The sequence below is a fragment of the Kitasatospora sp. NPDC052868 genome, assembly GCF_044547105.1.
GTDB lineage: Bacteria > Actinomycetota > Actinomycetes > Streptomycetales > Streptomycetaceae > Kitasatospora.
In genome coordinates this window covers 47,210-70,491 of sequence record NZ_JBITZW010000015.1, presented here as the reverse complement: position 1 = coordinate 70,491, position 23,282 = coordinate 47,210, and the positions used below count along the sequence as shown (strand labels likewise).

The window sequence follows — 23,282 nt, the reverse complement described above, 5'->3', positions numbered from 1 at the left end:
GGCGATTGAGATCGATCAATCATGACAACCATATGACTGTCTATTACGCCGAATGGGTGAGGGTATGGGGACTTTAGTGCAGGCTGGTCCCGGTTTCGCGACGGTTGGGTAACAGTGCGTCAGGCGGCCGATGGCCGGTCCGGGGTGTTGGGGATGGTGTCGGCATGAGCTACCAGATTCCGTCGCCGCTGCCCTCCCTGGAGGAGCTGGCGAAGCGTCAGCAGAACGTCATCACCGCCAGCCAGCTGCGCGCCCGGGGCGTGCCGGCCCGGGTGGTCAGCGATCACTGCCGCCGGGGCGGCCCCTGGCAGCGGCTGCTGCCCCGGGTCTACCTGCTGCAGATCGGCGAGCCGACCCCGGAGCAGCGGATGTGGGCCGCCCTGCTGTACGCGGCGCAGAACGGCCGGGAGGAGGGCCGCGGGGAGGGCGCGGTGATCACCGGCACGGCCGCGCTCGCGCTGTACGGCTTCGCCGCCGTCCCCCGGCTGCCTGCGGTCACCGGAGTGGACGTCCTGGTGCCGCGCCAGCGCCGGCTGAAGGACGCCGGCGAGGTGCGGATCCGGCGCACCGAGCGGGAGTTGGTGGCCCGCTCGGTGCACGGGCTGGCCTGTGCGCCGGTCGCCCGGGCGGTCGCCGACGCGCTGCGCGAGTGGACCGACCAGGGCGCCCTGCTGGCCGGCGGGCCCGGCGGCGCGGGCCCCCGGCTGGTCCGCGCGGTGCTGCGCGAGGCGGTGGCCCGGCCGGACGCCCGCTGCACGGTGCGGGAGCTGACCGCCGAGCTGACCGAGTCCGGACTGGTCGCCGACCCGCGGGTGCGGGCCGCGCTGGACGAGCTGCTGGCCGCCGAGCGGGAGGCCGTCCTGGAGCGCCTCGGCGAGCTGGTCGACGAGTGGCTGCTGCCCGTCCCGCTGACCGGCCCCGAGCTGCGGATGCGCGGCGGCACCTACATCGCCGTACCCGACCTGTACTGGCCGCAGGCGGGCGTGGCGGTCGAGGTCGACTCGGAGCTGCGCTGCGTCAGCGAGGGCGAGGCCGCCTGGGTGCGCGGCGGCCAGCACCGGATGGAGTACCTGGGGGTGCGGGTGGTCTACATCTCCGGTGCGCGGCTGGCCGCCGAGCCGGACGCGGTCGGCGCGGAGCTGCGCGCGGCCTTCGTGGCGGGCGGCACCGACGTGGTGGAGCTGCTGGTCACCGAGCGGTGAGGGGCGCCGCTCCGGGCTACGACCGGACGATCGGCGCGCCGACTAGTTCGACCCCGGCCGCCCGCAGCTCGTCCAGCGCGTTGTCGGTGGTCGCCCGTGCCACGGCCGCGGTGAGGTCCAGCAGGACGCGGGTGGTGAAACCGGCCCGGGCGGCGTCCAGGGCCGTCGCCTTGACGCAGTGGTCGGCGGCGAGTCCGACCACGTCCACCTGGGTCACCTGCCGCTCGCGCAGCCAGTCGGCGGGCCCCCGGTTGTTCTCGTCCCGCCCCTCGAACCCGCTGTAGGCCGCCGCGTAGGCGCCCTTGTCGAAGACCGCCTCGACCGCGCCCGAGATGACCGAGGGTGCGAAGTTGGGGTGGAACCCCACGCCCTCGGTGCCCGCGACGCAGTGCACCGGCCAGCTGTCGACGTAGTTCGGCTCGGTGGAGAAGTGGTCGCCCGGGTCGATGTGGCAGTCCCGGGTCGCGACGATGTGGTGGTAGCCGGGGGAGGACTCGGCGATCAGATCGGTGATCGCGGCGGCCACCTCGGCCCCCCCGGTGACGGCCAGGCTGCCGCCCTCGCAGAAGTCGTTCTGCACGTCGACGACGATCAGTGCCCGGTGCATGGCTCGCATCCTCGGTTGTGGGGGGTCTGTGCCCCGGCAGTGGCGTTCGTGGAACTCTACGGCTGACTCTAGGGAGTGACGCACGGAGGCGGAAGGCCCGCGGCCGCCGCCGGTTCCGTGCGACACCGGTCAGACGATCAGCTCGGTCGGCAGCACCGGCTCGCCCTTGGAGAGCTGAGTGGCCGACAAGGGGAGCATCGCACGGGCCCGGACGTGCCGCTCGCGGGCGGCGCTCAGCGGCTCCCGGCCGACCACCTCGCCCGCCCGGACCAGCGGTACCTGCACCAGGTGCGGTGCCAGCTCGGCCGGGATCGGACCGGTGCCGACCACCTCGGCCTCGGCCACCCCGTCCGCGTCGGGCCGCCGGGCCGCCCACTTGCGCCCGCCGATGCTGCTCTTGGCGCCCGCCGAGCGCTTGGCGACCGGCAGCAGCGGTCCGCCGTCGGACTGCGCCCGGGCGACCAGCTTGTAGACCATCGAGCAGGTCGGGTGGCCGCTGCCGGTGACCAGGCTGGTGCCGACGCCGTAGCCGTCCACCGGGGCGGCGGCGAGCGCGGCGATGGCGTACTCGTCCAGGTCGGAGGTGACGATGATCCTGGTCCGGTCGGCGCCCAGCTCGTCCAGCTGGCGCCGGACCCGGTGGGCCAGCAGGGTCAGGTCGCCGGAGTCGATCCGTACCGCACCGAGCTCGGGGCCGGCCACCTCGACGGCGGTGCGGACGGCCTCGCGCAGGTCGAAGGTGTCGACCAGCAGGGTGGTGCCCTTGCCCATCGAGGCGATCTGGGCCCGGAACGCGTCCCGCTCGCTGTCGTGCACCAGGGTGAAGGCGTGCGCGGCGGTGCCGGTGGTCGGGATGCCGTAGGTGAAGCCGGCCTCCAGGTCGGAGGTGGCGCCGAACCCGGCCACGTACGCGGCGCGGGCGGCGGAGACCGCCGCCTGCTCGTGGGCGCGCCGGGCGCCCATCTCGATGCAGGGGCGCTCGCCGGCGGCGGCGGTCATCCGGGAGGCGGCGGCGGCGATCGCCGAGTCGTGGTTGAGGATCGACAGGATGACCGTCTCCAGGATCACCGCCTCGGCGAAGGTGCCCTCCACGGTGAGCACCGGCGACCCGGGGAAGTAGACCTCGCCCTCCGGGTAGCCGTGGATGTCGCCGGTGAAGCGGTAGTCCGCGAGCCAGCGCAGCGTGTCGTCCTCGACCACGCCCTGGTCGGCCAGCCAGTCCAGCTGGGCGGCGGTGAAGCGGAAGTTCTCGACGGCGTCCAGCACCCGGCCGGTGCCGGCCGTCACGCCGTAGCGGCGGCCGTTCGGCAGTCGGCGGGTGAAGACCTCGAAGACGGAGCGGCGGTGCGCGGCTCCGCTGCGCAGGGCGGCCTGCAGCATGGTGAGCTCGTAGCGGTCGGTGAGCAGCGCGGTCGAGCCGGCTGCGCGCACGGAAGTGGCGTCCATGAGGATGATGCTACTACCACTTAGCGTCAGAGTGACGATTTCTCGTGGGAGGGGTCTCGCGTGCCGCCCGGGGCGGAATCGCCCCCGGGTCCCCCGGATGGCAGCATGGGGCTGTCAGGGCATGTGGGAGCAGCAGAAGAGCAGAGGAGGACCCGGCGGTGAGTGTCGCGCCCGTGGAGATCGAGCGCCCGGAGGTCGAAGGCCTGCCGGTGGCGGAGCCGGACACCCCGTGGGTGACCATCGTCCACAACGACCCGGTCAACCTGATGAGCTACGTCCAGTACGTCTTCCAGGCCTACTTCGGGTACCCGAAGGACAAGGCCAGGAAGCTGATGATGGACGTGCACAGCAAGGGCCGGGCGGTGGTCTCCAGCGGCTCCCGCGAGGAGATGGAGCGCGACGTGCAGGCGATGCACGGCTACGGCCTGTGGGCCACGCTGCAGCACGACTGACCGGCGCCGGGCCGCACACACGCACACACCACCGATTCGACGAGACGGGCTGACCGATACAGATGGCTGGGTTGTTCGAGAGTGCCGGCGGCGGGAGCGCGGCGATCGCGCTGGACGAGCTGGAGGTCTCCATCCTGCGCTCCCTGGAAGTGCAGATGCTGGAGCTGATCGGCCCCGGCCCGGGCGGCGACGGCGGCGGCGACCCGCTGGCCGCGCTGTTCGCGGACGGGCCCACCGAGGCGCCCGCCGATCCGGCGCTGGCCCGGCTCTTCCCGGACGCCTACGGCGATCCGGAGCGGCCGGCGGACGCCGAGAGCGAGGCCATGGCGGGCGAGTTCCGCCGCTACACCGAGCTGGACCTGCGCGCCCGCAAGCGCGAGGACGCGCTGTACGTGGTGCGCGCGCTGGACGGCCTCGGCGGCGGGGGCGGGGTGCTGAAGACGCCCCCCGCCGACTGCCTGCGCTGGCTGGGGGCGCTCAACGACCTGCGGCTGACCCTGGGCGTGCGGCTGGAGGTCACCGAGGAGGACGAGCAGGGCCTGTACGACCTGCCGGACGCCGACGAGCGCAAGCCGCTGGTGATGGCGTACCTGTGGCTCGGCGCCCTCCAGGAGTCGTTGCTGGAGGCGATCGCGGACTGATTCCGCAGCTCACGAGGCCAGCCCCGACCCCCCGTCCAGATGCTGGACGGGGGGTCGGGGCATTCTCGTTCAAATCGGGCGAAACCCTAGCGGGGCATGCTCAAATGTCGCTCAGATGAACACCGGTATCCGGGCACTGCGTGGTACGACTGCTCCACCCCACGAGTCCATCCCCAGACCACCCCCAGGACGGTGCACCATGGCCGAGCGGCTCTACGACGAAGTGGTCGACTCCAAACCGGACGAGGAGGGCTACGAGCGGGGCCTGGGCAGTCGCCAGATCCAGATGATCGCCATCGGCGGCGCCATCGGCACCGGCCTCTTCCTCGGCGCCGGCACCGCGATCTCCAAGTCCGGCCCGAGCCTGATCCTGTCCTACGCCGTCGCCGGCGTGGTGATCTTCGTGATCATGCGGGCGCTGGGCGAGCTGCTCACCTACCGCCCGGTCGCCGGCAGCTTCGCCGAGTACGCCCGGGAGTTCCTCGGCCCCTTCGCGGGCTTCGTGACCGGGTGGACGTACTGGCTGTTCTGGGTGGTCACGGGCATGGCGGAGACCACCGCCGCCGCCGTCTACGTGAAGTTCTGGGCGCCCGACATCCCGCAGTGGCTGAGCGCGCTCACCTTCCTGCTGATCCTCTACGGCGCCAACCTGATCTCGGTGAAGCTGTTCGGCGAGATCGAGTTCTGGTTCTCCATGGTCAAGGTGACGGCCATCATCGGCATGATCCTGATCGGCATCGGGGTGCTCACCCTCGGCTTCAGCGACGCCGGCGACACCGCGTCGATCACCAACCTCTGGGACGACGGCGGCTTCTTCCCCAAGGGGATCGGCGCCACCGTGATGACGCTGCAGATCGTCATGTTCGCCTACCTCGGCGTCGAGCTGGTCGGCGTCACCGCGGGCGAGAGCGAGGACCCGCAGAAGACCCTGCCGCGGGCCATCAACACCCTGCCCTGGCGCATCGCGCTGTTCTACATCGGCGCCCTGGTGATCATCCTGTCGCTGGTGCCGTGGACCGAGTTCCAGCCCGGCGTCAGCCCGTTCGTCGCCGCCTTCGGCAAGATCGGCATCCCCGCCGCGGCCGGCATCATCAACTTCGTGGTGCTCACCGCCGCCCTCTCCTCCTGCAACTCGGGGATGTACTCCACCGGCCGGATGCTGCGCGACCTCGCCCTGCGCGGCCAGGCCCCCGGGCGGCTCACCAAGCTCAACTCGCACCGCAGCCCCGCCGTCGCGATCACCCTCTCCTGCGTGCTGATGGGCGCCGGCGTGGTGCTCAACTACCTCGTCCCCGCCAAGGCGTTCGAGTACATCACCTCGGTGGCGACCGTCTGCGGCCTGTGGACCTGGGCGATGATCCTGATCTGCCAGATCCGCTACCGCAAGGCCTGGCAGGGCGGCCATCTGCCGCCGCCCGGCTTCAAGGCCCCCACCGGGCTCTGGAGCAGCTGGGCCGCGCTGGCCTTCCTCGTCCTGGTCGTCGTCCTGATCGCCTTCGACCGGGACAACCGGATCTCGCTGTACGTCTTCCCCGTGTGGGCCCTGCTGCTGGTGGTCGGCTACCAGACGCTCAAGCGGGTCCGCCCGCAGGCCGTGCACGGAGTCGCCCACGACCACCTGCACGCCCGCGACGGGGCCTGACCGGGGCCGGCGGACCGGGCCGTGGACGCCCCGGCGGACACCCGTCGGGGCGTGGCTATCCTGACCGCATGCTGACCATCACCCGAGAACTGCGCGACGCGATCGTCGCCCACGCCCGCGCCGACCACCCGGACGAGGCCTGCGGCGTGGTCGCAGGACCGGCCGGCACCGGACGGCCCGAGCGGTTCATCCCGATGCTCAACGCCGCCCGCTCGCCCACCTTCTACGAGTTCGACTCGGGTGACCTGCTCAAGCTCTACCGCGAGATGGACGACCGGGACGAGGAGCCCGTGATCGTCTACCACTCGCACACCGCCACCGAGGCCTACCCCTCCCGCACCGATGTGAGCTACGCCTCCGAGCCGTTCGCGCACTACGTCCTGGTCTCCACCGCCGAGGGAAACGGCGCGGACGACCCGTACGAGTTCCGCTCGTTCCGCATCGTGGACGGCGAGATCACAGAGGAAGACGTCCAGGTCGTCGAGGCCTATCAGCCCTGACCGGCACCCCCCTGGACGCGGCCCGCCGACCGCCCGCGAGCGGCCGGCGGGCCCAGCCATCTCAGCAGTGGATACGGAAACATCCGGATCGCGAGACGGGCATGTCGGAGCCGGGTCGGGAATCTATACGATGAGCCCATGCGTTCCGTCGATGTGAGCAACCAGGCCCCGGGCACCCGCCTCGTGGCGCGCCTGCACATCGACCTGTGCCGGCTCGCCAGCGCGATCTGTCCCGGCCGTACGCAGGCGCGCTCCCACTGAGCCGCCCGCCCAGGCCCGCCGACGCCACGCCGGCCCCGGGCCCGCCCAGCCCTGCCGCGCCCGCTGCGGCCCACCCACCTCACGACTCGCACAGGAGCGCAGCCATGGCCATCGAGGTCCGCATCCCGACCATCCTCCGCACCTACACCGACGGCGCCAAGGCCGTCGAGGGCACCGGCAGCAACCTCGGGGAGCTCTTCCACGACCTCGACGCCCGCCACCCCGGCATCGCCGCCCGCCTGCTGGAGGGCGGCGAACTGCGCCGCTTCGTCAACGTGTACCTGAACGACGAGGACGTCCGCTTCCTGGAGGGCATCTCCACCGCCCTCGCCGACGGCGACAGCGTCACCATCCTGCCCGCCGTGGCCGGCGGAGCCCGCTGACCTCCCGCTCTCCCGCCCGCGTCCGCACGGGCGGGAGAGCCGCCGCGCCCGACCACCACCCCCGTTGCCGGAGGCCCCCCTTGCGTTACGACAGCCCGCTCGACGCCGTCGGCAACACCCCGCTGGTCCGCCTGCCCCGGATCTCCGCCGCCGTCCCCGGCAACGCCGACGGCCTGGTCACCCTCTGGGCCAAGCTGGAGGACCGCAACCCCACCGGCTCCATCAAGGACCGCCCGGCGCTGCACATGATCGAGCGCGCCGAGGCCGCCGGAGTGCTCACCCCCGGCTGCACCATCCTGGAGCCGACCAGCGGCAACACCGGCATCTCGCTCGCCATGGCCGCCAAGCTCAAGGGCTACCGGATGGTCTGCGTGATGCCGGAGAACACCAGCGAGGAGCGCCGCGAGCTGCTCCGCATGTGGGGCGCCGAGATCATCCCCTCCCCGGCCGCGGGCGGCTCCAACACCGCCGTGCGGATCGCCAAGGAGATCGCCGCCGAGCACCCCGACTGGGTGATGCTCTACCAGTACGGCAACCCCGACAACGCCGGCGCCCACTACGCCACCACCGGCCCCGAGATCCTCGCCGACCTGCCCGCCGTCACCCACTTCGTGGCGGGCCTCGGCACCACCGGCACCCTGATGGGCGTCGGCCGCTTCCTGCGCGAGAAGGTCCCCGGCGTGCAGATCGTCGCCGCCGAGCCGCGCTACGACGACCTGGTCTACGGCCTGCGCAACCTCGACGAGGGCTTCGTTCCCGAGCTGTACGACGCCGAGGTGCTCACCACCCGCTTCTCGGTCGGCTCCGCCGACGCCGTCCGCCGCACCCGCGAACTCCTCCAGCTGGAGGGCGTCTTCGCCGGGGTCTCCACCGGCGCGATCCTGCACGCGGCCATCGGCGTCGGCCGCAAGGCCGCCGCGGCCGGACAGCGCGCCGACATCGCCTTCGTCGTCGCCGACGGGGGCTGGAAGTACCTGTCCACCGGCATCTACACCGCCGAGACCACCGAGCAGGCCGTCGAGGCGCTGCAGGGCCAGCTCTGGGCCTGACCGCCGGGTCGTTCGGGTGCTGACGGCCTCACTGCGAGGAGGCCGCGCGCCGGGCGCGGGCCCAGATCTGCTGGTCCACCGCGCCCGCACGGCGGCGGAACGCCGACAGCGGCACCTCGCGCAGCTCGTCCGTCTCCAGCCAGCTCGTCCGGCCGGTCCGGTCGCCGACCGAGCCGGGCGGCAGCGGCAGGACACCGGGCCGGTCCGCGTGGTGCTTGGTGGTGATCTTGACGACGGTCGCGGTGCGCGCGTTCACCCGCAGCACCAGGCAGGGGCGGTCCTTCGACCCCGGGCCGTCCTCGAACGGCACCTCGGCCCACCAGATCTCCTGCGGCGCGGGGCCCTGGCCCCGCCGCGCCGGACGGGTCGGCGCCGGACCGGTCCGCGCCGGGGCGGGAGCGGCAGCCCGCCGCGCGCGCCGGACCAGTGCGGCCACCACGGCGGCCAGGACCGCGACAGCCGCCAGCGCCAGGACCACCCAGATGCCAGTCATGGCCCCGACCGTACCGGGCCCGCACCCCGCCCGACCAGCGCGGCCGCCGTGACAGTTGAGCATTTGTCCGTTCCCTGCTCCCGGTTCGTCACGGAATGACCACAGAGTCCGTTCTGCGGTAAAGACACCCTCAAGGTCCGGAAAGGCTGATCACGCACGTCCCCCCATGCAGCCGGAGGTGACCCCGTGAGCCGCAGCACCGACCTGTGGTCGTACGCCGAGATCGCCCGCCACATCAACGTCCAGCCGGAAACCGTCCGCAACTACCGCAGACACGGCCTGCTCCCCGACCCGGACCTCCTCGACGGCAGCGGACACCCCCGCTGGCACCCCGACACGATCAAGGCCTGGGCCCGCAGACGACCGGGCCGCCGCTGACCCGCCCCGCCCCGCCCGCGCCCCCGGCGTTCTGGTGATTCCAGCCACAGCGCGGCACGGAGACGGGGGCAAAGTGCCCCTCCGCCCTTACTCTCGACACGCGAACGCAGTGCTACCGGCCGGTTCAGCGGCCCGCACTGCCATGGACCAGCAGCCAAGACGTGTCGGGGCGGAGGGGCTCGGATGAAACTGACCGTGGTGGGGTGTTCGGGGAGCTTCCCGTCCGCCGACTCGCCGTGCTCCAGCTACCTCGTGGAGGCCGACGGCTACCGCGTCGTGCTCGACCTCGGCAACGGAGCCCTCGGCGCCCTGCAGAAGTACGTCAGCCTCTACGAGGTCGACGCCGTCCTGCTCAGCCACCTGCACGCCGACCACTGCATCGACCTCTGCGCCTACTGGGTCGCCCGCAACTACCGCGCCGAGGGCTGCCCCGACCCGATGCCCGTCTACGGGCCCGCCGGGACGGCCGAACGCATGGCCCGGGCCTACGACATGCCGGAGAACCCCGGGATGAAGGAGGTCTTCGACTTCCGCACCCTCACCCCCGGCACCTTCGACCTGGGCCCGTTCAGGATCGGCGTCGCCCAGGTCAACCACCCCGTCGACGCCTTCGCCTTCCGCCTCGAACACGGCGGCCGCACCTTCGTCTACTCGGGCGACACCGGGGAGAGCGCCGAACTCGTCGAGCTCGCCCGCGACAGCGACCTCTTCCTCTGCGAGGCCGCCTACATCGACGGCCGCGACACCTACCGGGCCGTCCACCTCAACGGCCGCGAGGCCGGCGAGCACGCCACCGCCGCCCGCGCCGGCCGCCTGGTCCTCACCCACATCCCGCCGTGGACCGACGCCGAGCACAACCGCCGGGACGCCGCCGCCGCCTTCGCCGGCCCGGTGGAGATCGCCCGGGCCGGCGCCGTCTACGAGATCTGAGCCCCCGCGGCACACCCGTCGGGACCGGCGCGCCCGTCGGCCTAGCCGACCGGCGTCAGCCAGTGCCGGTAGCGCGCATCGGCCCCCGATACCGCCGCCTCGTACGCCGCCCGCAACCGGACCGTCACCGGACCGGGCGCGGCCGGCAGCTCCCGGTCGTCCAGCGACCGCACCGGCGCCACCCCCGCCGCCGTCCCGCACACGAACACCTCGTCCGCCGCGTACAGATCCGAACGCAACAGGCCCTCCACCCGCACCGCCACCCCCAGATCCCGGGCCAGCGCCAGCACCGTGTCCTGGGTGATCCCCTCCAGCGCACCCGCACTGGACGGCGGCGTCCGCAGCACCCCCGCCCGCACCGCGAACACGTTCTCCGCCGTGCACTCACTCACGGACCCGTCCGGCCCGAGCAACAGCGCCTCGTCGTACCCGGCGTCGGTGGCCTCCCGGCGTGCCAGCACCGCGTTCAGATACGGACCGGTCGCCTTCGCCGCCGGCGGCACCGCGTTCGGGTCGTTCCGCCGCCAACTGCTCGTCTTCACCCGGATCCCCGCCTCCCCGCCCGGGAGTTGGGGCTGCCACTCCCAGCTCGCGATCGCCGTCGTGGTCGGCGAGGAGCGCATGTCCAGCCCCATCGAGCCGTAGCCCAGAAACGCGAAGTGCCGCAGATAGCAGGAGCGGTGGCCGTTGGCGCGCACCAGGTCCGCGGTCGCCTTCGCCAGATCGTCCACCCCGTACGGCAGTTCCATCCGCAGCATCCGCGCACTGAGCTCCAGCCGCCGCAGGTGCTCCGGCAGCCGGAACACCGCCGGACCGTCCGCCGTCTCGAACACCCGGGTACCCTCCAACACCCCCGTCCCATAGTGCAGACCGTGCGTCAGGACATGCGTCCGCGCATCCCGCCACGGCGTCAGCGCGCCGTCCAACCAGATCATCGAAGCCTCGGGAAGAGCCATGGGCCCATCCTGACCACCACCGCACCGCAGGTCAGCCACCCCGGCCCTGCCGGAACCGGCCATGGCCGGGAACGGAACCGGCCGCCCCGGAGCCCCACCACAGGGCCCGTCTCGCACTGCGGAAACCCCGCACCGCCCCCGCCCGGCCTCACTACGCTGCGCCAATGGAGAGCCCCACCGGCAGCGACGCCACCCAGCTCTACGCCCGCCTGCTCGCCGACCCCGGCGCACCCGCCCCCGACCCCGGCTGGGACCATCACCGCACCGCCGCCGCCACCGCCGAACTCCGCACCCTCGGCCTGCTCCAGCCCACCGCCACCGGCACCCCCGGCCACGCCGCCGTCTCCGTCGACACCGCCCTGCGCCAACTCCTGCTCGACACCGACACCCAGGTCACCGCCCTCGTCGAAGCCCTCCACCACGCCCGGGACACCGTCGAACGCCTGCACACCGGCTACCTGCCGATCCAGCACCGCCACCACGCCGGCACCGCCCTCGAACTCGTCCGCGGCGCCGACCGCATCGCCGCCCTCCTGGAGGACGCCGCCCGCGGCGCCCGCACCGAGGCGCTCTCCCTGCGCCCCGGCCAGGACCTCTCCGGCCCGGCCCTGGCCGGCAAGCTCGCCCGCGAACGACTCGCCCTCGCCCACGGCGCCACCCTGCGCACCATCTACCCGGCCGCCGCGCTGCGCCGGCCCGCCGTGCTCGCCCACGTCCGCGAACTGACCGGCGCCGGTGCCCGGATCAGAGCCGCCCACAGCCTGCCGCTCTGGCTGATCGTGGTGGACGCCCGGCTGGCGATCCTTCCCGCGCCGGGGGCCGGCCCGGGCGGCGCCCCGGCGGCCGAGGCGGCGGTGGTGGTCCGCGAGCCGGCCCTGGTGGCGCTGGTGGCGGAGCTGTTCGAGTACTTCTGGTCGGGTGCCTGGACTCCTCCCGAACTGCTCTCCGGTGCGGTGGAAATGACGGATCGTCATGTCGAGGTGCTGCGGCTGCTGGCCGCCGGGCTCACGGACACGGCGATCGCCCGCAAGCTGGAGGTGTCCGAGCGGACGGTCCGCCGACTGGTCGCCGAGCTGATCGCCGACCTGGGCGCGGAGAGCCGCTTCCAGGCCGGCGTCCACGCTGCCCGCCTCGGCCGCATCTGAGCAGGGCCGGGGCCGGCGACAGGGCTCCCCGGACAGGGCCTATCGCCGCCCGGGGACCGGCAGTCCGAGGTGGTCGCGCAGCGTCGTCCCGGTGTAGTCGGTGCGGAACACCCCGCGCTCCTGGAGTAGTGGGACCACCCGGTCGACGAAGTCGTCGAGGCCGCCGGGGGTGAGGTGCGGGACGAGGATGAACCCGTCCGCCGCGTCCTGCTGGACGTACCGGTCGACCTCCGCGGCGACCGTCTCCGGGGAGCCGATGAAGGACTGCCGGCCGGTCAGCTCGATCACCAGGTCGCGGCTGCTGAGCCGCTTCTCGGCCGCCACCGCCCGCCACTTGGCGGCGATCTCCAGTGGGTCGCCGATCCTGGTCCGGCCCTGGACGAGGGTGCTGTCCGGCTCGGGGTCGACGGCGGGCAGGGGCCCGTCCGGGTCGTGGTCGGAGAGGTCGACGCCCCAGACCTGCTCCAGGAAGGCGATCGTGGTCCGCGGCCCGACCTGGGCCCGGCGGATCTCGGTGGCGCGCTCGGCGGCCTCGGCGTCGGTGTCGCCGAGGACGTAGGTCACCCCGGGCATGATCTTCAGCTCGTCCGGCTTGCGGCCGTACCCGGCCAACCGCCGCTTCACGTCGGCGTGGAAGGCCTGGCCGTCGGCGAGGGTGGAGTGCCGGCTGAAGACGACGTCGGCCGCGGCGGCGGCGAACTCGCGGCCCTCGTCGGAGTCCCCGGCCTGGATGACCACCGGGTGGCCCTGTGGCGGGCGGGGCAGCGACAGCCGCCCCTCGACCTCGAAGTGCGTCCCGCGGTGCTGGACGCTCTCCTCGCCGGCGTCCCAGAACTTCCGGGCCAGCTCGACGAATTCGGCGGCCCGGGTGTAGCGGTCGGCGCGGTCGAGGAAGCCGCCCCGGCGGAAGTTCTCCCCGGTGAAGGCGTCCGAGGAGGTGACGACGTTCCAGGCGGCGCGCCCGCCGGAGAGGTGGTCCAGCGAGGCGAACCGCCGGGCCAGCTCGTACGGTTCGTTGAAGGTGGCATTGACGGTGGCGGCCAGCCCGAGGCGGGTGGTGACGGCGGCCAGCGCGTTCAGCACGGTGATCGACTCGGGGCGGCCCAGCACGTCGAGGTCGTGGATGCGGCCCTTGACCTCGCGCAGCCGCAGGCCCTCGGCGAGGAAGAGGAAGTCGAACCTGCCGCGCTCGGCGGTCTCGGCGAGATGGCGGAAGGACGAGAAGTCGATCTGGCTCCGCGACTGCGGGTCCGTCCACACCGTGGTGTTGTTCACGCCGGGGAAGTGCGCGGCGAGGTGGATCTGCTTGAGCGGTCGGTCCGTCATCGGGTCACCTCGGTGGGAGCGGCGGCGGCGAGCGCGTAGCGGCTGGCGGGGCGGGTCAGGCCGAGGCTGTCACGCAGCGTGCGGCCGGGGTAGGCGGTGCGGAACAGTCCGCGCTCGCGCAGCGCGGGGACGACCTGGTCGGCGACGGCCGCCAGGTCGCGGGCCGGGTCGGCGGGCACCAGGTGGAAGCCGTCGACGCCGCCGCCGACCTCGGTGAGGTCCTCGATCAGCCGGGAGACGGCGGCCGCGTCGGGGAGGTCGGCGGCGAGCCGGGCGAGGATCCGCAGGCGTTCGCCCGCGTGCAGCCGCAGCCCGGTGGCGGCGGTCAGCCGGGCGGCCCGGTCGGGGGCGTCCAGCAGGATGACGTCGGCGTGCCGGACGGCCGTCTCGACCCGGGCCCGGCCGCCGGCCGGGGCGTGCGGGGCGAGGTCCGCCGCGGCGACCGGTACCGCGACCACCGGGCGGCCCTGCGGCGGACGCGGGGTGATGGAGGGGCCGCGCACGGAGAAGTGCGGGCCCTCGAAGTCGATGTAGTGCAGCTTGTCGCGGTCGACGAACCGGCCGGTCGCAATATCGCGGATCTCCGCGTCGTCCTCCCAGCTGTCCCAGAGCCGGGCGGCGACCTCGGCGGCGTCGGCGGCCTCGGCCCAGAGCACGTCGGCCGGGGCGGCGGGCCGCCGCCCGAAGGCGCGGGCCTCCGCCTCGGTGTCCGAGACGCCGACCAGCCAGCCGGCCCGGCCCTCGCTCACCCAGTCCAGGGTGTTGACCGAGATCGAGGTGTGGAAGGGCTCGGTGTGGGTGGTGGTGACGGTCGGGACGAGGCCGAGGCCGTCGGTCAGCGGCGCGAGCCGGGAAAGGGTGGCGAGGGCGTCGAGCCGGCGCGGCTCGGGGGTGTACGAGTCGTCGAGGGTGACGAAGTCCAGGGTGGCCCGTTCGGCGAGGCGGGCGAGGGCGGTGAAGTGGGCGGCGTCGAAACGGCCGGGGCTGTCGAGGGCAGCGGAAAGGTGCAGCTGGCGGGGCATGGCGGGGCCTTGACTTTCCTCGTGCGGCTGCGTGCGGCGTGCACGCGGGTGCGTGGCGGTGGCCCGCGCGGGGCGGGCGGACACGAGTGCCTGGAAGCGGGGGCGGCGGCGCGGCGGGAGGTCAGCCGGGCGGCGGCGGGGGAACGGCTCGGATCAGGCGCAACACGCCGCGGACCACACACGACCGAAGTCGATGTGGCTGCGGGTGACGAGGATGCGCGGGGCGTTCACCGCTTCAGTTGACCAGCGCTCTTGCCGGTTCGTCAACCACCGTCTCGCCGTGCGGCCCGGGATGCGGGACGGCCCCGGGTGACAGGGCCCCCGGGACTGCCCCGGGTGACAGGGCCCCCGGGTGCGGACGGCCCCGGGTACGGAACGACCCCGCCCCGCCACTCGGGGGAGCGAGTGGCGGGGCGGGGTCGTGAGCGGTGTGCGGGGTGACCGGCGTCAGGCCTTGGTCACGTCCTCGACCTCTTCGTCGTCCTCGCGACCGGGGGTCTTGAGGTCGAACTTGGCGATCGCGAAGCGGAAGAGGAAGTAGTACAGGGCGGCGAAGACCAGGCCGATCGGGATGATCATCCACGGGTCGGTGGCCTTGTTCCAGGCCAGCGCGTAGTCGATCAGGCCGGCCGAGAAGGTGAAGCCGTCGTGCACGCCGAGCGCCCAGGTGACGGCCATCGAGACGGCGGTCAGCACCGCGTGGATGACGTACAGGGCCGGGGCGATGAAGACGAAGGCGAACTCGATCGGCTCGGTGACACCGGTGACGAAGGAGGTGAGCGCCAGCGACAGCATCATGCCGAGGACGGCCTTGCGGCGGTGCGGCTTGGCGGCGTGGGCGATGGCCAGCGCGGCGGCGGGCAGCGCGAACATCATGATCGGGTAGAAGCCCGACATGAACTGGCCGGCGGTCGGGTCGTCGGCGAAGAAGCGGGTCAGGTCGCCGTGGACGACGGTGCCGTCGGGCTTGGTGAAGTCACCGGTCTGGAACCAGGCGTAGGAGTTCACGAACTGGTGCATGCCGACCGGCAGCAGACCGCGGTTGACCAGGCCGAAGGCACCCGCACCGAGCGCGCCGGCACCGATCAGGGAGTCGTTCAGGGACTTGATGGCGTCGCCGATCGGGCCCCAGGCCAGGGCGAAGACGACACCGACGGCGGTGCCGACGAAGGCCATGATGATCGGGACGAGGCGGCGGCCGTTGAAGAAGCCGAGCCAGTCGACCAGCTTGGTGCGGTGGTACTTCTGCCACAGCACGGCGCTGAGCAGGCCGATCACGATACCGCCGAGCACACCGGGGTTCTGGTAGGTGGCGGCGGTGTACTTGCCGTCCGCGACCACCGCGTCGGTGATCGGGAAGGCGGTCAGCACGTTCTTGTAGACCAGGAAGCCGACCAGCGCGGCGAGCGCGGTGGAGCCGTCGGCCTTCTTGGCGAAGCCGATCGCGATACCCACCGCGAAGAGCAGCGGAAGGTTGGCGAAGACGGCGTCACCGGCGGTGGCGAACACCGCGGCGACCTTGTCCCAGCCCAGGCCGTCCTTGCCGAAGACGTCGTCCTGGCCGAGGCGCAGCAGCAGGCCGGCGGCCGGCAGAACGGCGATGGGCAGCTGGAGGCTGCGGCCGATCTTCTGCAGACCCTGGAGCAGGTTCTGGCCGAACTTCTTGGTGGGACTTGGCGTGGCCGGAGCCGCGGCGGGCGCCGGTGCCTGCGCAGACTGACTCATGGGGGTGGGTTCCTAACGACAGGGGCGGTCGGTCGGGGGAGGTGCACAGGGGGCCGAACCGCGAACTGGTCTACACCACACGTGGTGTAGACCAGTTTTGTAGCACGGGTGGAGAAGGGGGGGAACCCCCGAAAGCGGTGCTGGTGAGAAGCGCTATGAAATCGAAACCTACTTGCGGATCGACGATCATGATTTCCGGCCGGGATTGGGATTTTGGCTATTTGCGCAACAAAAGACGCGGGTGCTCGGAGGGTGCCGCCCGGAGGGGTTCGGCGGGGCCGGGCAGTGGACGAATGGTCGGCCGGGCGGGACCGCTCCCGGGGTGTCCGCGGGCCGCTGCGGCAAGGCCGGCCCGACCGGCGGCGGGGCGGCGGCGGACGGGTGGCGGGCGGCCGCCGACGGGGTGTTCGACGGGTCCGGGCCGGGGTGTGCGGTGGTCGGCCCGTCGCCGAGGGGTGGTTCGGCCCGCCGCCGACGGGTCGTGGTGACCGGTTCGGAGCCCGGTTCGGAGATCGGCCGGGAGGTCGGAGGCGCTCGCCGGGGCTGGTCCGAGTACTCGGGTATTCCCCGGCGCATTGCGACCGGCCCCCGAGAGGTGCCCGCCGTTCCGGCCTTCTCCGCCTTCCCGGCGAAACGGATGGCGACGCCGTCGGGGAACAGCGGTGGCGGATTGCCGAACGGTAGGCCGCCGACGGCGCTGACCTGCCCCCACCCGGCGCCGTCCCGGCCCGGGCGCCCACGCCCCCTCCACGGGCCGGGCCCCGCGGGCGGGACGGCCCACCGCTCCGGCGCCCGACGGGTCGCGGAATTTCCCCGACGGGATATTCGGACCCTGTTCGGGATCCAGTGCCATCGGCCCTTTGTCTCCTGGTTCCTTGGTCCTTTCCGGATATGCCGAAGGCCCCCGGACGGAGAGTCCGAGGGCCTTCGGTGAAATGTGCGCAGTGCCGCCGGATTTATGCCTTGGTCACGTCCTCGACCTCGTCGTCGTCCTCGCGGCCCGGCGTTTTCATGTCGAATTTCACAATGATGAACCGGAACAGCGCGTAGTACACGACGGCGAAGGCGAGCCCGATCGGGATGATCATCCAAGGCTTGGTGGCGAGGCTCCAGTTGATGGCGTAGTCGATCAGGCCGGCCGAGAAGCTGAAGCCGTCGTGCACCCCCAGCGCCCAGGTGATCGCCATCGACGCACCGGTCAGCAGTGCGTGCACCGCGTACAGCGCGGGCGCGACATAGGCGAAGGAGTACTCGATCGGCTCGGTGACGCCGGTCACGAAGGACGTCAGGCCGACCGAGAGCATCAGCCCGTAGATCTCCTTGCGGCGGTGCAGCTTGGCCGAGTGCGCCATCGCCAGTGCGGCGGCCGGCAGCGCGAACATCATGATCGGAAAGAATCCGGAGGTGAACTGGCCCGCCGTCGGGTCGCCGGCCAGGAAGCGCGGGATGTCGCCGTGGACCACCATGCCGTCCGGCTTGGTGTAGTCGCCGAACTGGAACCAGACGAAGGTGTTCAGCAGCTGGTGCATGCCGATCAGCAGCAGTGTGCGGTTGGCGACACCGAAGATTCCGGCGCCGGCCGCGCCCAGGTCGGCCAGGCTCTGGCTCATGTCGTTGAAGGCCCGGCCGATCGGCGGCCAGGCCCAGACCGCCAGGACCGCCAGGACCATGCCCACCACGGCGGTGATCATCGGCACCAGGCGGCGGCCGTTGAAGAAGCCCAGCCAGTCGACCAGCCGGGTGCGGTGGAAGCGCACCCAGAGCCAGGCCGACAGCAGGCCGATCAGGATGCCGCCCAGGACGCCCGGGTTCTGGTAGGTCGCGGCGGCCGACTTGGCCGAGGTGAAGTCCACGCACTGGGAGCCGACCAGCACCGTCGGCAGCTTGCAGTCCTCGGGGAAGGCGTGCAGGACGGCGTAGAACACGAGGAAGCCCACCACCGCCGCCAGTGCGGTGGAGCCGTCCGCCTTCTTCGCCATGCCGATCGCGACCCCGATGCAGAACAGCATCGGCAGGCCCAGCGAGGAGTCCAGCAGCGCGCCGCCGGCCGCGGCGAACACCTTGGCGACGTCGTCCCAGCCCAGACCGTCCTTGCCGAACACGTCGGGCTGCCCGAGGCGGTTGAGGATGCCCGCGGCCGGCAGCACGGCCACCGGCAGCTGGAGGGAACGGCCCATCTTCTGGAGTCCGCCGTAGAAGGTGTGCCACCACTGGGACTGCGGTGCCGTGGCGCCTGCCGAACTCATATCGCCCTCCGAGAGCAGTTGCCGGCCGGTGGTCCGTGCGGGACCCTCGGACGGAGCTCAGGAACACCCGGGGCGCTTCCCGCGTTCATCGGAGTACACATATATTGGTGTAGACCACTTTGGATGCAGGCCGCGCGCCGGGACCACAGGCCCCGCTGATCGACATCCTCGGACGAAGATCCAGAGCATGCGCGCCGGAATGGGCCAAAAGTGGACTAACGTGGCAGATCGGTCCCGTCCGGGTGATGCTGGTCGCGCTGCCGAGCAGCAGCACGGCAGCTGAACCCGCATCAGCACCGGCGGCGACCCTTCCCCCCGCCCCCGCCCGGGGGCACCCCCGGCACAGCGCAGGACGGCACCCGGCAGAGCAGCCGACGTGCCGAGACAGAGGGAGAGAAACAGATGGCCAGCAAGGCTGAGAAGATCGTCGCCGGTCTCGGCGGCATCGACAACATCGAAGAGGTCGAAGGCTGCATCACCCGCCTGCGCACCGAGGTCAAGGACGCCTCCCTCGTCGACGAGGCAGCCCTGAAGGCCGCCGGCGCCCACGGCGTCGTCAAGATGGGCACCGCGATCCAGGTCGTCATCGGCACCGACGCCGACCCGATCGCCGCCGACATCGAGGACATGATGTGAGCTGAGCCCCCCGGCTCACACCGCGGCCCGCCGACCCCCGGTCGGCGGGCCGAAACGTTCACCGCCCCGCACCGAGGCGCTCGACCGGCCACCCCCGCACAACGACTACGCTCGGTGCCTATGTCACGCATCGACGGCCGCACCCCCGACCAGCTCCGCCCCGTCACCATCGAACGGGGCTGGAGCAAGCACGCCGAAGGCTCCGTCCTCATCTCCTACGGCGACACCAAGGTGCTGTGCACCGCCAGCGTCACCGAAGGCGTCCCCCGCTGGCGCAAGGGCAGCGGCGAAGGCTGGGTCACCGCCGAGTACTCCATGCTCCCCCGCGCCACCAACACCCGCGGCGACCGTGAGGCCGTCAAGGGCCGCATCGGCGGACGCACCCACGAGATCAGCCGCCTGATCGGCCGCTCGCTGCGCGCCGTCATCGACCACCGCGCCCTCGCCGAGAACACCATCGTCCTCGACTGCGACGTCCTCCAGGCCGACGGCGGCACCCGCACCGCCGCCATCACCGGCGCCTACGTCGCCCTCGTCGACGCCGTCTCCTGGGCCCGCGACAAGAAGATCCTCCGCGCCAAGGGTCAGCCCATCACCGGCGGCGTCAGCGCCGTCAGCGTCGGCATCATCGGCGGCGTCCCCATGCTCGACCTCCAGTACGAGGAGGACGTCCGCGCCGAGACCGACATGAACATCGTCTGCACCTCCGACGGCCGCTTTGTCGAGGTCCAGGGCACCGCCGAGGGCGCACCCTTCGACCGCGCCCTGCTCGACCAGCTCCTGGACCTCGGCACCCTCGGCTGCGCCGAGTTGGACGAGATCCAGCGCAAGGCCCTGGAGGGCTGAGCCCCCACGGGCTCCCGAACGGGTCCCGGGGCGCGGCCTGTTGTCGACACCGGCGCTGTACAGGCCGGGCCCGCAGCCCTTACGGTTCCCGCAGCACCTCGTTGCGGGAACCGTGCACTCCTCGGCGCGCGTCCTTCCCCCTCGGAACCCGCGCACTCCAGGAGGACCGGATGCCCCAGAGCATCGCTCGCCCCGCCACCCTCGCCGTGGCCGGCCTGATCGCCATCCTCCCGCTCAGCGCGGTCAGCTGCTCGGCCGCCCAGAAGGCGCTGGACTGCGGCAACACCGCGATCAAGATCACCAGCGACATCAGCGACGTCACCTCCGCCTTCAACAACGCGAGCAACGACGCGACGGCCGCCGGGCAGTCCCTGCAGAAGCTGAAGAACGACCTCGACCAGCTCGGCAAGAACTCCAAGAACACCGACGTCGCCAAGGCCATCACCGACCTCCAGACCCAGGTCGACAAGGTCCAGCAGGCCGTCAACAACAAGCAGGTCCCCGACCTCAAGCCGCTCGGCGACGCCGCCGGCAACCTCACCCAGGTCTGCACCGGCTGACGTCCGGTTAGGGTGGATTCATGACCACCCGACTCATCCTCGCCACCCGTAACCAGCACAAGGTCGCCGAACTCCGCGCCATCCTCGGCAGCGCCGGCCTGGACGTCGAGCTGGTCGGCGCCGACGCCTACCCGGAGATCCCGGACGTCCCCGAGACCGGTGTCACCTTCGCCGAGAACGCCCTCCTCAAGGCCCACGCCCTCGCGCGGGCCACCGGGCTGCCCGCCGTCGCCGACGACTCGGGCCTGTGCGTGGACGTGCTGAACGGCGCCCCCGGCATCTTCTCCGCCCGCTGGGCCGGCAAGCACGGCGACGACCGCGCCAACCTGGAGCTCCTGCTCGCCCAGCTCGGCGACATCGCGCCCGAGCACCGCGGCGCCCACTTCTTCTGCGCCGCCGCCCTGGCCCTGCCCGACGGCACCGAGCGCGTCGTCGAGGGCCGCCTCCTCGGCACCCTGCGCACCGCCCCGGCCGGCGCGGGCGGCTTCGGCTACGACCCGATCCTCCAGCCCCTCGGCGAGACCCGGACCTGCGCCGAGCTCACGGCCGACGAGAAGAACGCCATCAGCCACCGCGGCCAGGCCTTCCGCGCCCTGGCCCCGGTGGTGAGGGACCTGCTGGGCTGACGGGGAGTCGGGAACGACGAAGGCCCGTCCGGAGATCATCTCCGGACGGGCCTTCGTTTCCAAGGCTGGTGCGGCCTGAGGGATTCGAACCCTCGCGGGGTTGCCCCCACTGGATCCTAAGTCCAGCGCGTCTTCCAGCTCCGCCAAGGCCGCATGGCCCCTAGTCTAGAGCTTCCCTCGCCGAGGGGACACCGTCATTTCGGGGTGTGGTGCGCTCCTCGTTGCGGGTCGGCGAAGATTGCGCGCGCTTGCTCCTGTTGGGCCTGCAGTACGTGTCGGTGACGGCGTGGCAGTTCGGGCAGGGCGGGCGGAGGTTGCCCGGACGGTTGTCCGACCAGTCCCTGTTGATGTGGTCGACCTCCAACGTGATCGGGCGGACCCGCCATCGTGGTCCGGTACCGCAGTCCTCGCACGGCTCCGGCCTCCCGAGCTCGGCCAGGGCCTGGCGGATCTGCGCGCCGGGCAGCCGCTTGGCATCCGAGGGGCGTTGGACGAGCACCCGCTCGGGTGGAAGCCGCCTGGTGGACCACGGGCACCGGTTGTGGGCCTGGCCGGTGAAGTGCGAGGTGTCGATGGCGCACTCGGTCGGCTTGCGGCGCAGGTACTTCCGGCGGTCGAGATTCGGCTCCCGGCCGAGAGCGGTCGGCATCTCGTCGAGTGAGGCCGCGGTTGCCGCGGTGGTCGTGAGCAGTTCGCGGGTGTACCTGACCGGCATGGTCGTCCCCCTTGGTGGGCCTGGTGTGCGCCCGTCCCCCGGTGTGCGAACGATCGTTGCGCGGATCGGTTGCGGGCTCACCACCAGTAGGTGGGGTACTGGCGGGCCGTCAGGCGGGATCCGAGCAGGCCGGCGAGGACGAGGGTGGTGGCGGCCAGGGCGAGGAGGGGGAGGAAGCGGGTCGGGTCGGGGGCGGTGAGGGCGACGATGACGGCGGTGGCGGCCGCGGGGGAGTGCGGGGTGCGGGCGAGGGTCATGGCGCCGAGGGCGAGGCCGCCGGCGAGGGCGGCGGACCACGGGCCGGGGGGTGCGAGGGCGAGGACGGCGTAGCCGGTGAGGGCGGAGAGGAGCTGGCCGCCGATGACGCTGCGGGGCTGGGCGAGGGGGAGTGCGGGGGCGCCGGCGATGAGGGCCATGGAGGCGGCCAGGGGCGGGATGAGGAGGGGTTGCCGGGTGAGGGTGCCGAGGGCCACCAGGAGCAGCAGGGCGGTCACGGCGGTGGCGGTGGAGGCGAGGACGGCGGTGGGGGCCGGTCGGGCGGGGGCGCGGCTGGGCATGGCGACTCTCCTAACGGTTACCTGCGGCATGAAACGTTAGCTTGTTGATTCTGTCGTTGTGGCTAACTGAAAGCAAGCCGCGTTACCGTTAGGGCATGGTGGAGCGCGGCGCAGTGGACGAGATGCCGGTCGGTGGCGAGCACCTCGCCCTGGACCTGGTGAACAGCACCTTCATCCGGGGCGGTCTGCGCGGCCATCTGGTGGACGTGCTGGTGGAGCCGTCCGACCTGGGGGAGTGGGTGGAGCGGCACTCCGTCGGGCTGGACCTCGCGAGTGTGCCGTCGGGGCGGCTGGGGGCGGCGGAGCTGGCGGCGTTCCTGGAGCTGCGGCGGGCGCTGCGCGCGGTGCTGACGGCGGTGGTGGCCGGCGGGGCGGCGGAGCCGACCGATGTGGCGGTGGTGAACGCGGCGGTGCGGGCGGCGCCTGGGTGGGTGGAGCTGCCGGCGGGGGGTGCGGGGGATCCGGTGCGGCGGAGTCTGTCGGGGGAGCGCGGGCCGGTGTTGTTGGCGCGGGTGGCGCGGGCGGCGGTGGAGCTGTTGACGGGGGGTGAGCGGGAGCTGCTGAGGGCGTGCCCGGCGCCCGGCTGCATCCTGTTCTTCCTGCAGCACCACGCACGTCGGGCGTGGTGTTCGACCGCGTGCGGGACGCGGGTGCGGGTGGCCCGGCACAGTCGTCGCCAGTCGGAGGTTTGACCGGCGGAGTTGGGGATTTGATTACCAATTGGTACAGACCTATTGACCTATGTGGTTCAGACCACATAGCTTCAGCGCCAACCTCCAATCCCCCACGTGCGTGCTCCCCACAGGTACGCGCCGACACTCTCTCCCGGAGGACCGAGTGTTGATCCGAAGCACGGCCGAGCAGCGTCCCACCGCTGCCCGCCACACGAACCGGGCGAAGAGCCCGGCGGCCCGGGCGGGCGTGGCCTCGCTGGCCGC

The 23,282-nt window shown here is 72.3% G+C and carries 26 protein-coding genes and 1 tRNA gene; 16 read left to right on the top strand and 11 right to left on the bottom strand.

What is annotated here, in order from left to right:
• Positions 1-164 precede the first annotated feature (164 nt).
• Positions 165-1,202, top strand: coding sequence for a hypothetical protein (locus ACIGZJ_RS24555; RefSeq protein ID WP_396459229.1), 1,038 nt, complete (start codon positions 165-167; stop codon positions 1,200-1,202).
• A gap of 16 nt (positions 1,203-1,218) precedes the next feature.
• On the opposite strand, the gene ACIGZJ_RS24550 is transcribed toward ACIGZJ_RS24555, so the two are convergent.
• Entirely contained in the window at positions 1,219-1,809 is a 591-nt protein-coding gene (locus ACIGZJ_RS24550; protein WP_396459228.1) for an isochorismatase family protein, read from the bottom strand.
• Positions 1,810-1,938: 129 nt separating this feature from the next.
• Complete coding sequence (locus ACIGZJ_RS24545) at positions 1,939-3,255, bottom strand: nicotinate phosphoribosyltransferase (RefSeq protein ID WP_396459227.1); 1,317 nt, start codon at positions 3,253-3,255, stop codon at positions 1,939-1,941.
• Positions 3,256-3,413: 158 nt separating this feature from the next.
• Here ACIGZJ_RS24545 and clpS point away from each other — a divergent pair, with 158 nt between their 5' ends.
• The 7 genes from clpS to ACIGZJ_RS24510 all read left to right on the top strand — a co-directional run bounded on the left by clpS (position 3,414) and on the right by ACIGZJ_RS24510 (position 8,183).
• On the top strand, positions 3,414-3,707 hold the full coding sequence (gene clpS / locus ACIGZJ_RS24540) for an ATP-dependent Clp protease adapter ClpS (RefSeq protein ID WP_380522531.1): 294 nt from the start codon (positions 3,414-3,416) through the stop codon (positions 3,705-3,707).
• Between the two features lie 62 nt (positions 3,708-3,769).
• Positions 3,770-4,348: a DUF2017 domain-containing protein gene (locus ACIGZJ_RS24535; RefSeq protein ID WP_396459226.1), complete on the top strand. Its 579-nt coding sequence runs from the start codon at positions 3,770-3,772 to the stop codon at positions 4,346-4,348.
• 199 nt (positions 4,349-4,547) lie between these two features.
• Complete coding sequence (locus ACIGZJ_RS24530; protein WP_392938835.1) at positions 4,548-5,990, top strand: amino acid permease; 1,443 nt, start codon at positions 4,548-4,550, stop codon at positions 5,988-5,990.
• A gap of 68 nt (positions 5,991-6,058) precedes the next feature.
• Positions 6,059-6,490 (top strand): Mov34/MPN/PAD-1 family protein, encoded by a 432-nt coding sequence (locus ACIGZJ_RS24525; protein WP_392938836.1) that lies wholly within the window; start codon positions 6,059-6,061, stop codon positions 6,488-6,490.
• Between the two features lie 138 nt (positions 6,491-6,628).
• Positions 6,629-6,751, top strand: coding sequence for a putative leader peptide (locus tag ACIGZJ_RS24520; RefSeq protein ID WP_392938837.1), 123 nt, complete (start codon positions 6,629-6,631; stop codon positions 6,749-6,751).
• A 104-nt stretch (positions 6,752-6,855) separates the two neighbouring features.
• Positions 6,856-7,134, top strand: coding sequence for a MoaD/ThiS family protein (locus ACIGZJ_RS24515; protein ID WP_209416124.1), 279 nt, complete (start codon positions 6,856-6,858; stop codon positions 7,132-7,134).
• A gap of 80 nt (positions 7,135-7,214) precedes the next feature.
• Positions 7,215-8,183 (top strand): PLP-dependent cysteine synthase family protein, encoded by a 969-nt coding sequence (locus ACIGZJ_RS24510; RefSeq protein WP_396459225.1) that lies wholly within the window; start codon positions 7,215-7,217, stop codon positions 8,181-8,183.
• Between the two features lie 28 nt (positions 8,184-8,211).
• Here the strand turns inward: ACIGZJ_RS24510 and ACIGZJ_RS24505 are convergent, their stop codons facing one another.
• Complete coding sequence (locus tag ACIGZJ_RS24505) at positions 8,212-8,676, bottom strand: type II toxin-antitoxin system PemK/MazF family toxin (protein ID WP_396459224.1); 465 nt, start codon at positions 8,674-8,676, stop codon at positions 8,212-8,214.
• Positions 8,677-8,862: 186 nt separating this feature from the next.
• On the opposite strand from ACIGZJ_RS24505, the gene ACIGZJ_RS24500 reads away from it, so the two are divergent.
• Positions 8,863-9,054: a MarR family transcriptional regulator gene (locus ACIGZJ_RS24500; protein ID WP_396459223.1), complete on the top strand. Its 192-nt coding sequence runs from the start codon at positions 8,863-8,865 to the stop codon at positions 9,052-9,054.
• 183 nt (positions 9,055-9,237) lie between these two features.
• Positions 9,238-9,984 carry an MBL fold metallo-hydrolase gene (locus ACIGZJ_RS24495; RefSeq protein ID WP_392938843.1) on the top strand — a complete coding sequence of 249 codons (747 nt, stop codon included), beginning with the start codon at positions 9,238-9,240 and terminating at the stop codon, positions 9,982-9,984.
• A 41-nt stretch (positions 9,985-10,025) separates the two neighbouring features.
• On the opposite strand, the gene ACIGZJ_RS24490 is transcribed toward ACIGZJ_RS24495, so the two are convergent.
• Complete coding sequence (locus ACIGZJ_RS24490) at positions 10,026-10,940, bottom strand: branched-chain amino acid transaminase (RefSeq protein WP_396459222.1); 915 nt, start codon at positions 10,938-10,940, stop codon at positions 10,026-10,028.
• A gap of 164 nt (positions 10,941-11,104) precedes the next feature.
• On the opposite strand from ACIGZJ_RS24490, the gene ACIGZJ_RS24485 reads away from it, so the two are divergent.
• Positions 11,105-12,085 (top strand): LuxR C-terminal-related transcriptional regulator, encoded by a 981-nt coding sequence (locus ACIGZJ_RS24485; RefSeq protein ID WP_396459221.1) that lies wholly within the window; start codon positions 11,105-11,107, stop codon positions 12,083-12,085.
• A 39-nt stretch (positions 12,086-12,124) separates the two neighbouring features.
• Here the strand turns inward: ACIGZJ_RS24485 and ACIGZJ_RS24480 are convergent, their stop codons facing one another.
• The 4 genes from ACIGZJ_RS24480 to ACIGZJ_RS24465 form a co-directional block, all read right to left on the bottom strand.
• Entirely contained in the window at positions 12,125-13,411 is a 1,287-nt protein-coding gene (locus ACIGZJ_RS24480; protein ID WP_396459220.1) for an LLM class flavin-dependent oxidoreductase, read from the bottom strand.
• A complete protein-coding gene (locus tag ACIGZJ_RS24475; protein ID WP_396459219.1) occupies positions 13,408-14,433 on the bottom strand; it encodes an LLM class flavin-dependent oxidoreductase in 1,026 nt (341 codons plus the stop codon). The genes ACIGZJ_RS24480 and ACIGZJ_RS24475 overlap by 4 nt, the downstream gene beginning before the upstream one ends.
• A gap of 447 nt (positions 14,434-14,880) precedes the next feature.
• Positions 14,881-16,158 carry a PTS transporter subunit EIIC gene (locus tag ACIGZJ_RS24470; RefSeq protein ID WP_392938851.1) on the bottom strand — a complete coding sequence of 426 codons (1,278 nt, stop codon included), beginning with the start codon at positions 16,156-16,158 and terminating at the stop codon, positions 14,881-14,883.
• A 956-nt stretch (positions 16,159-17,114) separates the two neighbouring features.
• A complete protein-coding gene (locus tag ACIGZJ_RS24465; RefSeq protein WP_396459218.1) occupies positions 17,115-18,404 on the bottom strand; it encodes a PTS transporter subunit EIIC in 1,290 nt (429 codons plus the stop codon).
• 279 nt (positions 18,405-18,683) lie between these two features.
• On the opposite strand from ACIGZJ_RS24465, the gene ACIGZJ_RS24460 reads away from it, so the two are divergent.
• From ACIGZJ_RS24460 to rdgB, 4 genes are all read left to right on the top strand, one after another.
• On the top strand, positions 18,684-19,040 hold the full coding sequence (locus ACIGZJ_RS24460) for a glucose PTS transporter subunit EIIB (protein ID WP_396459297.1): 357 nt from the start codon (positions 18,684-18,686) through the stop codon (positions 19,038-19,040).
• 120 nt (positions 19,041-19,160) lie between these two features.
• Positions 19,161-19,886, top strand: a complete 726-nt coding sequence (gene rph / locus ACIGZJ_RS24455) for a ribonuclease PH (protein ID WP_387946347.1) — start codon at positions 19,161-19,163, stop codon at positions 19,884-19,886.
• Positions 19,887-20,056: 170 nt separating this feature from the next.
• Positions 20,057-20,446, top strand: coding sequence for a hypothetical protein (locus ACIGZJ_RS24450; RefSeq protein WP_392938856.1), 390 nt, complete (start codon positions 20,057-20,059; stop codon positions 20,444-20,446).
• Positions 20,447-20,466: 20 nt separating this feature from the next.
• Positions 20,467-21,072, top strand: coding sequence for an RdgB/HAM1 family non-canonical purine NTP pyrophosphatase (rdgB, locus tag ACIGZJ_RS24445; protein WP_396459217.1), 606 nt, complete (start codon positions 20,467-20,469; stop codon positions 21,070-21,072).
• A 66-nt stretch (positions 21,073-21,138) separates the two neighbouring features.
• On the opposite strand, the gene ACIGZJ_RS24440 is transcribed toward rdgB, so the two are convergent.
• From ACIGZJ_RS24440 to ACIGZJ_RS24430, 3 genes are all read right to left on the bottom strand, one after another.
• A tRNA-Leu gene (locus tag ACIGZJ_RS24440) sits at positions 21,139-21,225 on the bottom strand.
• A gap of 7 nt (positions 21,226-21,232) precedes the next feature.
• On the bottom strand, positions 21,233-21,787 hold the full coding sequence (locus ACIGZJ_RS24435) for an HNH endonuclease signature motif containing protein (protein ID WP_396459216.1): 555 nt from the start codon (positions 21,785-21,787) through the stop codon (positions 21,233-21,235).
• 77 nt (positions 21,788-21,864) lie between these two features.
• Positions 21,865-22,344 (bottom strand): HPP family protein, encoded by a 480-nt coding sequence (locus ACIGZJ_RS24430; RefSeq protein ID WP_396459215.1) that lies wholly within the window; start codon positions 22,342-22,344, stop codon positions 21,865-21,867.
• A 95-nt stretch (positions 22,345-22,439) separates the two neighbouring features.
• Between ACIGZJ_RS24430 and ACIGZJ_RS24425 the strand changes: the two genes are divergently transcribed.
• On the top strand, positions 22,440-23,036 hold the full coding sequence (locus tag ACIGZJ_RS24425; RefSeq protein WP_396459214.1) for a CGNR zinc finger domain-containing protein: 597 nt from the start codon (positions 22,440-22,442) through the stop codon (positions 23,034-23,036).
• Positions 23,037-23,282: the final 246 nt, after the last annotated feature.

Bases quoted from the DNA above. Each gene is read 5' to 3' on its own strand.
- rph (WP_387946347.1), top strand. From the start codon at position 19,161: ATGTCACGCATCGACGGCCGCACCCCCGACCAGCTCCGCCCCGTCACC.
- rdgB (WP_396459217.1), top strand. From the start codon at position 20,467: ATGACCACCCGACTCATCCTCGCCACCCGTAACCAGCACAAGGTCGCC.
- ACIGZJ_RS24515 (WP_209416124.1), top strand. From the start codon at position 6,856: ATGGCCATCGAGGTCCGCATCCCGACCATCCTCCGCACCTACACCGAC.
- ACIGZJ_RS24550 (WP_396459228.1), bottom strand. From the start codon at position 1,809: ATGCACCGGGCACTGATCGTCGTCGACGTGCAGAACGACTTCTGCGAG.
- ACIGZJ_RS24480 (WP_396459220.1), bottom strand. From the start codon at position 13,411: ATGACGGACCGACCGCTCAAGCAGATCCACCTCGCCGCGCACTTCCCC.
- ACIGZJ_RS24430 (WP_396459215.1), bottom strand. From the start codon at position 22,344: ATGCCCAGCCGCGCCCCCGCCCGACCGGCCCCCACCGCCGTCCTCGCC.
- ACIGZJ_RS24425 (WP_396459214.1), top strand. From the start codon at position 22,440: ATGGTGGAGCGCGGCGCAGTGGACGAGATGCCGGTCGGTGGCGAGCAC.
- ACIGZJ_RS24470 (WP_392938851.1), bottom strand. From the start codon at position 16,158: ATGAGTCAGTCTGCGCAGGCACCGGCGCCCGCCGCGGCTCCGGCCACG.
- ACIGZJ_RS24435 (WP_396459216.1), bottom strand. From the start codon at position 21,787: ATGCCGGTCAGGTACACCCGCGAACTGCTCACGACCACCGCGGCAACC.
- ACIGZJ_RS24485 (WP_396459221.1), top strand. From the start codon at position 11,105: ATGGAGAGCCCCACCGGCAGCGACGCCACCCAGCTCTACGCCCGCCTG.
- ACIGZJ_RS24530 (WP_392938835.1), top strand. From the start codon at position 4,548: ATGGCCGAGCGGCTCTACGACGAAGTGGTCGACTCCAAACCGGACGAG.
- ACIGZJ_RS24490 (WP_396459222.1), bottom strand. From the start codon at position 10,940: ATGGCTCTTCCCGAGGCTTCGATGATCTGGTTGGACGGCGCGCTGACG.
- ACIGZJ_RS24450 (WP_392938856.1), top strand. From the start codon at position 20,057: ATGCCCCAGAGCATCGCTCGCCCCGCCACCCTCGCCGTGGCCGGCCTG.
- ACIGZJ_RS24465 (WP_396459218.1), bottom strand. From the start codon at position 18,404: ATGAGTTCGGCAGGCGCCACGGCACCGCAGTCCCAGTGGTGGCACACC.
- ACIGZJ_RS24520 (WP_392938837.1), top strand. From the start codon at position 6,629: ATGCGTTCCGTCGATGTGAGCAACCAGGCCCCGGGCACCCGCCTCGTG.
- ACIGZJ_RS24535 (WP_396459226.1), top strand. From the start codon at position 3,770: ATGGCTGGGTTGTTCGAGAGTGCCGGCGGCGGGAGCGCGGCGATCGCG.
- ACIGZJ_RS24495 (WP_392938843.1), top strand. From the start codon at position 9,238: ATGAAACTGACCGTGGTGGGGTGTTCGGGGAGCTTCCCGTCCGCCGAC.
- ACIGZJ_RS24555 (WP_396459229.1), top strand. From the start codon at position 165: ATGAGCTACCAGATTCCGTCGCCGCTGCCCTCCCTGGAGGAGCTGGCG.
- ACIGZJ_RS24475 (WP_396459219.1), bottom strand. From the start codon at position 14,433: ATGCCCCGCCAGCTGCACCTTTCCGCTGCCCTCGACAGCCCCGGCCGT.
- ACIGZJ_RS24525 (WP_392938836.1), top strand. From the start codon at position 6,059: ATGCTGACCATCACCCGAGAACTGCGCGACGCGATCGTCGCCCACGCC.
- ACIGZJ_RS24505 (WP_396459224.1), bottom strand. From the start codon at position 8,676: ATGACTGGCATCTGGGTGGTCCTGGCGCTGGCGGCTGTCGCGGTCCTG.
- ACIGZJ_RS24545 (WP_396459227.1), bottom strand. From the start codon at position 3,255: ATGGACGCCACTTCCGTGCGCGCAGCCGGCTCGACCGCGCTGCTCACC.